Below are 11,671 nucleotides of genomic sequence, written 5' to 3' on the forward strand. Positions count from 1 at the left end.
TGATGAAGATCGGAAGCTGATTCAGGATGAACAAAATAAAAATACAATGAGGTGTTCAATGACGAACAAAGTGTATGAAAGTGCTGAAAGTGCACTGAACGATATCATTCAAGATGGTCAAACCTTAGCTGTTGGCGGTTTTGGCTTATGTGGTATTCCTGAAGCTTTGATTGCTGCCCTGAAACAAACAGGAGCTAAAGAGCTGACTTGTATTTCAAACAATGCAGGTGTAGATGGTTTTGGTTTGGGATTACTACTCGAAACAAAACAAATTAAAAAAATGATCTCGTCCTATGTCGGAGAAAATAAAGAATTTGAGCGACAATACTTAAATGGTGAACTTGAAGTCGAGCTAACCCCTCAAGGCACTTTGGCTGAAAAACTCCGTGCTGGTGGAGCTGGGATTCCTGCATTTTTTACCCAAACAGGCGTAGGTACGTTGATTGCAGAAGGTAAAGAAGTACGTGAGTTCAATGGTAAAGAATATATTTTAGAACCCTCTTTAACTGCAGATGTCGCTTTGGTCAAAGCGTATAAAGCAGATAAGGCAGGTAACCTAATCTTTAGGAAAACAGCTCAAAATTTTAATCCCGTTTGTGCGATGGCTGGGAAAATCACAGTCGCTGAAGTTGAGGAAATTGTAGAGATCGGTGAGCTCGATCCCGATTCGATACATTTGCCCGGCATTTATGTAAATCGTATCGTTCTTAACACCACACCAGAAAAAAGAATCGAACAAATGACCTTAAAGGCGGAGGCATAAGTTATGGCATGGACGCGTAATGAAATGGCACAACGAGCTGCCTTGGAACTTGAAGATGGATTTTATGTCAATTTAGGGATTGGATTGCCTACATTGGTTGCGAACTATATTCCTGAAAATATCAATGTTTGGCTCCAATCTGAAAATGGTTTGCTGGGAATTGGCGAATTTCCAACAAAAGAAAGCGTAGATGCTGACCTGATTAATGCGGGTAAGCAAACTGTTACGGCGCGAGCAGGCGCTGCATTCTTTTCCAGTGCTGATTCATTTGCCATGATCCGTGGTGGGCACGTGAATATAGCTATACTTGGCGCTATGGAAGTCTCTGAGCAAGGTGATCTTGCGAATTGGATGATTCCAGGGAAAAAAGTCAAAGGTATGGGAGGAGCAATGGATTTGGTGGCTGGCGTACAAAAAGTCGTCGTGCTGATGGAACATTGTGCCAAAGATGGCACCCCAAAAATTGTTCCGCAATGTTCACTGCCCCTTACAGGTAAAGCAGTCGTTCATCGCGTGATTACAGATCTAGGGGTTTTGGATATCACGCCTCAAGGGGTAAAACTGATAGAACTGGCTCATGACGTCAACTTTGATGAGATACAGACAGTGACTGGAGTTCCCCTAATTCAATCGCAATAAGATCGCTAAAAAAACCACGTCTAAGCGTGGTTTTTTTTATTTAGAAAGCATTCATTAAAGAGACGCCAATACCTGCATAGGTAGCACGATGATTATAATCAATCAAACTCTCACCATACCCATCGAATAATTGAAAATGGCCTCTAAGTTTGCCACTGATTGGAAATGCCCAATCAAATTGAACAGCTCCTCGAGAATCACCCCCACCCTTAAGTGAATGTCTTAACATCAAACTAAAATCATGATCATTCCAACGGTAAAAAGTCGTTAAATCACCACGACCAATATAGTTTTTAATGTCAGGATTGTTATCATCATTGAAATCTTCTTCGATTCGATACCAAGGTCGAATCATCATAGCGAAATTATCACGCTCAAATCCTAAGCTCAGCATCACACGGTTCCAACTACGTGATAAAGGATCCGAACGTCCATTTGATTGATGATTTAGCGTTAAACCGAGTAAGCGACCATTTAAACCTAAAAATTCATAGTTGGTTCGAAACACAATACTTGCTTCAGGTTCATAATTCGTTTCACGAAATGGTCGTGATTCTTCAGAGTTGTAAACCTGCCAACGAGATGACTGGGTATAACCTAACCAAATATCGCCATTATTCCCGATTAAGTTTTCAACAGCTTTGGTTTTCAGTGAAATTTGAAACTTAGACTCTAAAGACTTAAGGTTTTGATCATCTTCTACGGTGTTTTGAGGGTTTGGGCTCGATGGAAATTCGTTCTTATCAGACGTCCAAAATGCAGGAAGTAAATATACAGGTTGATGTGCACGTATATTCCATGTACCTAATTTACTGTCTTCAGCCAATTCCCATCGTTTATCAAGCAACGATGAATTCGGTGTAATTACAGGACCTTCCACCGAAAACAAGTTTTCAACTTTTTGTTCGATTTTAGACTTTAAATCCTGTGGTTCAACCTGCGGTGCTGGTATTTCACGCGCAGCCTGACGCTCAGAAACATAAGTAGGTTGCTCAAGTTCAGGGGCTTTGAACAATGCATCATAACAGGCTAAACGCTCTGCATTTGAATCAAGTGCAACGCACGCTTGTGGTGACGCGGGATTCGCTGGTACCACATCTGTTGCCCAGACAGTCTGTATAGGCAAACACATGAACGACGACACACCCAACCATATTGGTGAACGTTTTATTCTATTTCGCATTGGCAAAGCCCCATTTATAATTTTAATTCACTTGTTTTATTGCAAATCCAAGTTCTGCAAGTTGCTCTTTTTTAGCCATTGGTGCTACAACAGCCTTCGTTGGTTTTTGATTCACTAAATACGTTTCTGCTACACGTTTTAGATCATCTAACGTTACATTGAGCAAACGCTCTCGTAAAGTTTTTCTGAATTGAGACGTACGTCCATGCAATAATGCATAACATGCAGTAATTGCTTCACCTGCTGGAGAACCAGGCTTATCCATGCTTGATACAAGACCAAGAATCGCCTCTTCAAGTTGGTGTGGTTTTTGTTCAGTATTCAATAACCAATCAATACTTGCTTCAAAATCTTGGAAAGTTTCTGCTAAACGTGGATCACGATAACTATAGAATCTAAATGCACAAGCATTGCCATCGTAGCTTGCACCAGCGCCATAAGCGCCTCCTTTTTCACGGATTGCACTGTGCAGGAAACCATTTCGTAGATAAGCCGCAAGCACCATTAACGGAGCTGCATCCGGATGAGAAACTTCAACAGCTGGATAAGCTGAAGCACAGAATTGGACATTGGATTGAATCAGCCATGCTTCGTCATTTTGCGTTTGTTCAAAATTAACTTCAGCAAGATGCACTGGCTCACGCTTCACTTCAAGTTTATCCCAAACATTTTGAATTTCTTCAATTAAACGTTCAGACTGTTGCTCTTCACAGACCAGTAGGAACTGTTTAGGCGCGAGTAACAACAAACGGTGAATATTTTGCAACTCTTGAATGAGGTTCGCATATGCTTGTTCATCTGTTTCAATGCTTTGCACAAGCTCGCTCAGCCAATTAAGCGCACCTAAGCCGGTATTATTATAATCACGTAATGCCAATGCACTCATATTACGAGAAGCAATCTGCATGGCATAGCTATGTCCAGAACCAGACAAACGGGATGCCCAACGCGTCTTACGCTGTTGTAAAAGTTCAATAATACGGTCCTTTTCATCAAAACGTAGTTTCTCAAATGCCAGTTTTAACAATTGAATCGTATCTAGTTTGTGGGCAAGCGATTTGGTTGTCAGCGTTAAAAATGCGCTAATTTTACCTTTATCATCAACTTTACTACGTAGAGATGCCCCCATACCAAGGCCACCACTTACCGCTGTTTGTAATTGCTGTAATTCTAAATAATTATATTGACCTGCACCAACCTCCCCCATGAGCACGGAGAGTAAGTTAAAGTAAGGTGATTTCACGACTTGATCAGGAATTTGAATAATCACTTGTTGATAATAAATTCCGTTAGTACCAGCATGGTATAAGTTCAAGGGTGTATCTAAGTTATTAGAAATGATTTCTCTCAATTGACCTTGAACGACTGGAAGTTCGGCAGGAATATCGTCTAAACCAACTTTCGGCAATAAATCTAAGTTATCAGGAGTTGCCTGTCTTTCATTTAATGCCTCAGTCTGGCGTACAATTTCCGCTTTTTCATCATCTGTTAAGCGTGCGCCTATATCAGCTAAACGCTGTTTTTCTGCTTCAGCCTCTAATTTCGACTTATTCGCATCTGGTACAAGCGTCATCTGTACACGATGCGGATTATCAATCAAATGGGTCTTAATCAGATTAGGCAACCACATCGGGTCTTTCAACTGCTCTTTCACTTGCTCAATGGTCGAATCTACGTCCCAAACATGTATTGGATCATTATGATGAATTGCACTGCTTAAACCATTGAGGATGAGGCTTAGACCATAAGGCGTGCCATCTCCACCAATTTCTCGTTGGTGTAATTCAATTTGATGCAAAATCGCATCAACCAATGACTGATCTACAGGCTTCGAGGCAACCTCGTTCAGCACATTCAACACACCGTTTTTGAATGTTTCTGCATGTTCAGGATTTGAACCTTGAATACCACAGTAGAAAGTCATTTCATAGTTAGAATCATCAAGACCTAAAATTGGTCCTGTAGATTGAGCATAACCACACGTTTCTAAATAGTGACGTAATGGTGAAGCAGAATCTTCCAATAAGATCCCTTCAGCCAAACGTAAGCCTAAACGAAGTTGAATATCACTAGATTCAGGAAGTAACCATGCCAGTATATGGTAGGTTTTATCTTTCAAATCTTCAGCATCTACCGCGTAAGTCTCTGTCACCTCAATAGGTGCTTCTAGACGCTCTTCTGGTGTCGAATATAAGGTTTGACCTTTCTTAAACTTAGATAACGCTAAAGTTTCAAACTGCTCTTGTAACTCATAGGCAGATTGATTACCAAAAGTCATGAAAATAGCGTTACTTGGATGATAATGTGACTTATAGAAACTGACTAACTCTTCGTAAGTTAAATCAGGAATATCCTTAGGATCACCACCTGAATTATAGTGGTAAGTCGTTTTAGGGAATAAATGATGAGCAAGTTGGTGATATAACTGATCTGAAGGCGAACTCATTGCACCTTTCATTTCATTAAAAACCACACCCTTGTAAACAGGCTCACCATTTTCCAACTCAATTCGGATACCTTCTTGAGCGAAATCCAAAGGGTTTAAATTGGCTGCAAATGCTGCATCCAAATAGACGGAAAGTAAGTTTTGGAAATCTTTTTTATTCTGTGTCGCAAATGGATAAGCTGTCCAATCGGCAGCTGTAAATGCGTTCATAAACGTATTTAGAGAACGACGGATCATTAAAAAGAATGGATCACGTACAGGAAATTTTTCAGAACCACATAATGCAGTATGCTCAAGAATGTGTGCTTCGCCTTTTGAATCCATCGGTTGTGTACGGAAAGCAACTAAAAAAACATTTTCATCATGTTCAGTTGCTAGATGAAAATGCACAGCGTCAGTTTCTTTATGACGGTATTCTGAAACTAATATATCGAGTGCGGCTACATGATGTTGACGTACCAACTGAAACGCGGGATGAACGGTGTTTTGAATGGTTTCAGTAACATCTACGGTCATGTGTGCTCCTTAATTTACATAAATTTTAACAAAGATCATTATACTGATAGTTCAATACAATTCATCATTTATACAACAAACTCCAACTATTTTCCGAGTAAAATAGTCAGATTAAAACTAAATCAATAAAACTATATCTGAATTAAATGATACATTTCGATTAAATGTGGGTTAAAGCTTGAAAATCAAGCTATACGCTACTGAATTCAATCGCATTGGTGTAAAATCGTTTTCTTTTTTCGTGATGTGAATTTAGACATGGCTAAAGTTGACCTTTTTGCGATTGGCAATGCCCTCATTGACCAAGAATTCAAAGTATCTGATGAATTTCTTTTAGAGCAAAATTTGCAAAAAGGTACTATGCAGCTTACAGATGGGGAAACTCAAGCCCGTCTATTTCAAAACTTAAAAAATTCTCAAGAATATAAAGGTCAAGCCTCTGGGGGATCTGCAGCTAACTCAACAGTGGCTTTTAGTGCCTTAGGTGGTCAAGCGTTTTATGGATGCCGTGTCGGCAATGATGATCTTGGAGCGTTGTACTTAAAAGGTCTAAATGATGCAGGAATACAAACCTCTGAACGTTCGATCAGTGAAGGCGTAACTGGGACTTGCATGGTTTTGGTCAGTCCTGATTCAGAACGTACCATGCATACTTTCTTAGGTATTACAGCTGAACTCAGTAATGAACAAATTGATTTTGAAGCGCTAAAAACCGCTCAATGGTTATATATAGAGGGTTACCTTTCTACGAGTGATACAGCACGAGCTGCCGTAAAGCAAGCGCGTGCAATTGCGAAAGCAAATAATGTCAAAATTGCGTTAACTCTCTCTGATCCTGCTATGGTGCAGTATGCGCGTACAGGCTTGGACGAATTATTAGATGATGGTGTAGATGTTCTATTCTGTAATGAACAAGAAGCATTGATGTATACACAAACTGATGGCTTACAAAATGCTCTTGCTGCACTTAAAAAATTAAGCTCTACCGTCATTATTACGCTTGGCGCAGACGGCGCTCTTGTAGCAACGGAATCAACTGAACTTCAAGTGAAAGGACGTAAAGTTGTTGCTTTAGACACGAACGGTGCTGGTGATGCTTTCTCTGGTGCATTTTTATATGCATTAAATGCTGGTAAAGATTTACAAACAGCGACTGAATTGGCTATTTTAATCTCAAGCCAAGTGGTTGCTCAATTTGGTCCACGTTTAGACGTAGCTGATTACGCTAAACTTCTTAAAGAATTTCAAATAGAAGTCGCATAAAATGAATAAAATTTGCATGACTGAAGACATTCCTGAAAGAGAATCTCGATCTTTTGAAACTGAAAATGGTGACAACATTTTCATTACGCAACGAGATGGTTGCTTCTATGCGTATCAAAATGTATGCCCACATTTGCAAGTTGAGCTCGAGTTTCTTGAAAATCAATTCTTAGATCGTGATCAAGAGTTCATTGAATGCTCTACTCATGGTGCTTTATTTGATGTAGAAACTGGTGTGTGCATTTCAGGCCCATGCCAAGGTGAATCTTTAGAAAAAGTCGAGATTAAAGTTCATTCTGATGGTGGAATTTACTTAGAATCTTAAGTCATGAGGTGAAGGACATGCTGGCATTTTTAATGGAAATTGATTTAATGCCATTTCATATGTGCGTGTTTGCATTGCTAATGCTCAGCATGGCTGAAACCTTAGGCTATTTTTTTGGCTTAAGACCTAGTCAATTTATAAAAAAATTAACACCTTATTGGCTTATTCGCCTTCCTTTGCTTCAAGTTAAATTTTCCAAAGTTCTCATTCTTGTTTTTTTTCTGATCAATTTTAGTTTTGCTGGATATTTTCTTCAGCTCATTGTATTTGCAAGCCAGAAAGCCTTTCTAGCTTGGTACTATGTTTTATTACCCGCTTTAATTATCGCAATCTTCTTTACGGTATTTATGATTCATTGTTTGGATCAAGTAATCAAACCCAAATACAAATCAGAGCACTCAAATTTGCTTGGTCGACTAGCAACTGTTTCTAGTGGTAATGCACGACCTGGTTTCTCTGCTCAAGCACGCGTTCGCGATGAATTCGGTCAATTACATTATGTACAAGTTGAACCAGAGTTTGGGGAACTTGAATTTCAATCTCAAATCCTCCTGATCCGTGCAAAAAGATCTCATTTTATTGCTAAAAAAATTGCCAAAACAAATCAACTTTTCAATGTTGATCAGCATTAATTAGCTATTACCCCCACTTCAATTATATGCATTTGATTTGAAAATAGTTCATTCAAGGTATTTTTGACGCCTATTAAATTTAAATCCAATCAACTCAACGATTATATAAAATTAATAAAATCTTTATAACCAACTATTTTAATCAGATTTAAAACCAACCAATTTAATAAGCTTTAAAACAACAATCCCATTATTTTAGTTGGAATTAAAATATTAATACCAAGTAATTTAGTCTATTTTATTTTAAACATAACCATTTTAGTCGGATTTAATACCATTAAAAATCAAAACATCAAGCTATTGTTTTTATTATATTTTTTATATTAAAAATATTTATGACTATAAAGTATTTATTTTAAATGAAAAAAAGATAATAATATTTAGAATAGATTTAAATAATGCATTTAAATATGATGATTAAAACTTCAAGTTTAAATAAAAATTTAATCAAAGAGATTACTTTGATTCTTATTATCAAAGTAATCATTCTTATCGTGATTAAAAATATTTGGTTTGATGCACCTACCATTCCCAAAAACTTTGACCATCAAGTCGCTGAACGAATTACGGGCAGCGAACTTAAAATGAAGGAGACACGTTGATGATTTCTGAAAGCGTGGTCGATCTATCGCGGTTTCAATTTGCAATGACCGCAATGTATCACTTTATATTTGTACCCCTCACTCTAGGTTTGGCATTTATCCTTGCCATCATGGAGACCACCTACGTCATTACAGGTAAAGAGATTTACCGAGACATGACCAAGTTTTGGGGTAAGTTATTCGGGATCAACTTTGCTTTAGGGGTAACCACTGGACTAACGATGGAATTCCAGTTTGGTACAAACTGGGCTTACTACTCACATTATGTAGGTGACATTTTTGGTGCACCATTAGCAATCGAAGGATTAATGGCCTTCTTTTTAGAATCTACTTTTATTGGTTTATTCTTTTTCGGCTGGGAACGTCTTTCTAAAGTCCAACATTTATGTGTGACATGGTTAGTGGCTTTAGGCTCTAATATGTCAGCACTTTGGATCTTGGTTGCAAATGGTTGGATGCAAAACCCTGTCGGTGCCGCATTTAACTATGAAACCATGCGTATGGAACTGGTAGATTTTGCCGCACTAATCTTTAACCCAGTGGCACAAGTTAAATTTGTCCATACTGTTTCTGCGGGTTACGTGACTGGTGCAATTTTTGTATTGGCAATTTCAAGTTATTACCTACTTAAAAAACGTGATTTGGCCTTTGCCCGTCGTTCATTTGCCATTGCTGCTATTTTCGGTCTTGCTTCGACATTATCCGTAATTTTACTGGGTGATGAATCAGGATATGAATTAGGTGATGTTCAAAAAACTAAACTCGCTGCAATTGAAGCAGAATGGGATACACATCCAGCTCCAGCTGCATTCACATTATTTGGTATCCCCAATCCCGAGACGCAAACAACAGATTATGCTGTGAAAATTCCATATGTGATGGGTTTAATTGCGACTCGCTCTACAACTGAACAAGTCACAGGGATCAAAGATTTAATCGCACAACATGAGCAACGTATCCGTAATGGTATGGTCGCTTATGCACAGCTTGAACAACTTCGCGCTGGAGATCAATCACCAGAACTCAAAGCCGCATTTGACGAGACTCAAAAAGATTTGGGTTATGGTCTATTGTTGAAGAAATACACACCAACTGTGGTTGATGCTACTGAACAACAAATTAAGTCTGCAGCTTTAGATACTATCCCTCATGTTCCAAGTTTATTTTGGGCATTTAGAGCGATGGTGGCGTCAGGTTTCTTAATGCTCTTGTTGTTCATTCTTGCAACGTATGCCGTCATGAAACGTAATGCTGAAAATAAAACTTGGTTGCTCAAGTTTGCACTGATCGCCCTTCCACTTCCATGGATTGCAGCTCAAACAGGTTGGTACGTTGCTGAAGTTGGTCGTCAACCATGGACTATTGGTGAAGTTTTACCAACACACCTATCTGCATCAAGTATTAGTTCAGCGGATGTATGGGGTTCAATTTTAGCACTCGCTGCTTTCTATACAGTGCTGCTCATCATAGAAATGTATTTAATGATCAAGTTCTCAAGACTAGGACCAAGCTCTTTACATACTGGAAAGTATCATTTCGAAAAACTAGCAGCAGCCAATAAGTCAACTGAGGAGATTTAACATGATTGAATATGAACTTCTCAAAATCATTTGGTGGGTATTGGTCGGCGTCCTCCTTATTGGGTTTGCTTTGACTGATGGATTTGATATGGGCTCTATGGCACTGATGCCGTTCGTCGGTAAAGACGATGAAGAGCGTCGTGCTGCTATCAACACCATTGCACCACATTGGGATGGAAACCAGGTGTGGTTTATTACGGCGGGTGGTGCACTTTTCGCAGCTTGGCCAATGGTATATGCAACAGCTTTCTCGGGTATGTACTGGGCGCTGTTACTCGTATTATTTGCTTTATTCCTTAGACCTGTTGGTTTTGACTATCGCTCTAAGCTCGAAAATACTAAATGGCGTAATGCTTGGGATTGGGGCTTATGTATTGGCGGCGCAGTACCAGCACTCGTTTTTGGTGTTGCTTTTGGCAATATGTTCCTTGGCGTCCCCTTTACACTTGATGAAACTGTTCGTTCAAGTTACACAGGAAGCTTCTTTGCACTTTTAAATCCATTTGCCTTGGTCTGTGGATTGGTGAGTTTGACCATGCTTGCTGCGCATGGTGGTGCATGGTTAATGCTACGCACTGAAGGTGCATTAAGAACACGCTCTGCTCAAGCTACACGATATATGGGTATTCTTTTTCTCATCTGTTTTATCGGTGCTGGTGCTTGGTTATATTTCGGCAATATCGAAGGCTACACACTTGTAACCCCTTATGATACGAATGGTGTAGCTAATCCACTCGCTAAAGAAGTACTTACTGATGCCAATCATGGTTGGATGAACAATTATTCTATTTATCCAATCACAATATTGGCACCGGTGATGGCAATTATCGGAGGAATAATTGTGGTTTTAGCATCGTCTAAAAATAAAGCGGGACTTAGCTTTGTGGGTACATCGTTCGCTGTGATTGGCTCAATTCTCACTGCTGGTTTTGCCCTATTCCCATTCCTGATGCCATCTAGTATTCATCCAAACATTAGCTTGACGATGTGGGATGCAGTATCTAGCCAAATGACGCTTTCAGTAATGACTGTTGCTGCATGTATTTTTGTTCCACTGATCTTGGCATACACCACTTGGTGTTACTACAAAATGTGGGGTGTGATTACCAAGAAACATATTCAAGACCACACGCATAGTCTGTATTAAAACCGAATCACTGTTAGGAGAAAATTATGTGGTACTTCGCATGGATACTAGGTGTGTTAATGGCATGTTTCGCGAGTGTACTTGCAGCCATTTACATGGAACAACATCAAGACTTAGATGGTGAATGAAATGAGTGAGCTTGCGATGTCAAATTCTGAAAAACGTAAATACTCATTTGCAATGATCATTTCATTTCTGATGGCATTGCCTCTCGCAACCATATTACTCATCCACCCAAGTCTAATGTTGGATGCAAGTGGTCATTACAGTCACCGTGCCATGATGCTGATTATGATTGGAATATCTGGTGGTTTTATCCATGGCATAGGGTTTATACCACGTTATTGGATATGGAAGTATTTATTTAGCCCATTTGTAGCATGGCCATTAATGATTTATGGTTACTATACTTGGCTGTTCACTTAATTTATAAAAAGCCCTCTATGAGTAATGCCAGTCAGTTAAGAGATTGACTGGCTTTTTCTTGGGTATTTTTGAGGTTTTCCTTTTACAACCCTTGGATAACTCCTCACTCTTCTCTCAGGTATAACATACCGATTAGATTTCTCCATTAA

At 39.2% G+C, this 11,671-nt stretch carries 12 protein-coding genes; 10 read left to right on the forward strand and 2 right to left on the reverse strand.

The features are described from left to right. Positions 1-58: 58 nt before the first annotated feature. Positions 59-763: a CoA transferase subunit A gene (locus FTV32_RS13080; protein WP_092768413.1), complete on the forward strand. Its 705-nt coding sequence runs from the start codon at positions 59-61 to the stop codon at positions 761-763. A gap of 3 nt (positions 764-766) precedes the next feature. Beyond that, positions 767-1,402: a CoA transferase subunit B gene (locus FTV32_RS13085; protein WP_180028892.1), complete on the forward strand. Its 636-nt coding sequence runs from the start codon at positions 767-769 to the stop codon at positions 1,400-1,402. A gap of 40 nt (positions 1,403-1,442) precedes the next feature. Here FTV32_RS13085 and FTV32_RS13090 read toward each other — a convergent pair whose 3' ends face one another. Beyond that, positions 1,443-2,534, reverse strand: a complete 1,092-nt coding sequence (locus tag FTV32_RS13090; protein WP_257227636.1) for a phospholipase A — start codon at positions 2,532-2,534, stop codon at positions 1,443-1,445. A 73-nt stretch (positions 2,535-2,607) separates the two neighbouring features. Next, positions 2,608-5,547: an insulinase family protein gene (locus tag FTV32_RS13095; protein WP_180028894.1), complete on the reverse strand. Its 2,940-nt coding sequence runs from the start codon at positions 5,545-5,547 to the stop codon at positions 2,608-2,610. A 258-nt stretch (positions 5,548-5,805) separates the two neighbouring features. Between FTV32_RS13095 and FTV32_RS13100 the strand changes: the two genes are divergently transcribed. The 8 genes from FTV32_RS13100 (at position 5,806) to FTV32_RS13135 (ending at position 11,522) form a co-directional block, all read left to right on the forward strand. Next, positions 5,806-6,810, forward strand: coding sequence for an adenosine kinase (locus FTV32_RS13100; RefSeq protein WP_180028895.1), 1,005 nt, complete (start codon positions 5,806-5,808; stop codon positions 6,808-6,810). A gap of 16 nt (positions 6,811-6,826) precedes the next feature. Beyond that, positions 6,827-7,135, forward strand: coding sequence for a Rieske (2Fe-2S) protein (locus tag FTV32_RS13105; protein ID WP_171076765.1), 309 nt, complete (start codon positions 6,827-6,829; stop codon positions 7,133-7,135). Positions 7,136-7,152: 17 nt separating this feature from the next. Then, positions 7,153-7,767, forward strand: coding sequence for an OB-fold-containig protein (locus FTV32_RS13110; protein ID WP_092768423.1), 615 nt, complete (start codon positions 7,153-7,155; stop codon positions 7,765-7,767). 410 nt (positions 7,768-8,177) lie between these two features. Further along, on the forward strand, positions 8,178-8,369 hold the full coding sequence (gene cydP, locus FTV32_RS13115; RefSeq protein WP_092768467.1) for a cytochrome oxidase putative small subunit CydP: 192 nt from the start codon (positions 8,178-8,180) through the stop codon (positions 8,367-8,369). Beyond that, positions 8,369-9,949 carry a cytochrome ubiquinol oxidase subunit I gene (locus FTV32_RS13120; protein WP_035266593.1) on the forward strand — a complete coding sequence of 527 codons (1,581 nt, stop codon included), beginning with the start codon at positions 8,369-8,371 and terminating at the stop codon, positions 9,947-9,949. Before cydP ends, FTV32_RS13120 begins: the two co-directional genes overlap by 1 nt. Position 9,950: 1 nt before the next feature. After that, the gene (cydB, locus tag FTV32_RS13125; RefSeq protein ID WP_180028896.1) at positions 9,951-11,096 is read left to right on the forward strand and encodes a cytochrome d ubiquinol oxidase subunit II; all 1,146 of its coding nucleotides are present in this window, start codon (positions 9,951-9,953) and stop codon (positions 11,094-11,096) included. Between the two features lie 26 nt (positions 11,097-11,122). After that, on the forward strand, positions 11,123-11,224 hold the full coding sequence (gene cydX / locus FTV32_RS13130) for a cytochrome bd-I oxidase subunit CydX (RefSeq protein WP_035266590.1): 102 nt from the start codon (positions 11,123-11,125) through the stop codon (positions 11,222-11,224). A 1-nt stretch (position 11,225) separates the two neighbouring features. After that, entirely contained in the window at positions 11,226-11,522 is a 297-nt protein-coding gene (locus FTV32_RS13135; RefSeq protein WP_180028897.1) for a cyd operon YbgE family protein, read from the forward strand. Positions 11,523-11,671: the final 149 nt, after the last annotated feature.

The organism is Acinetobacter sp. YH16032, from assembly GCF_013417345.1.
Taxonomy (GTDB): domain Bacteria; phylum Pseudomonadota; class Gammaproteobacteria; order Pseudomonadales; family Moraxellaceae; genus Acinetobacter.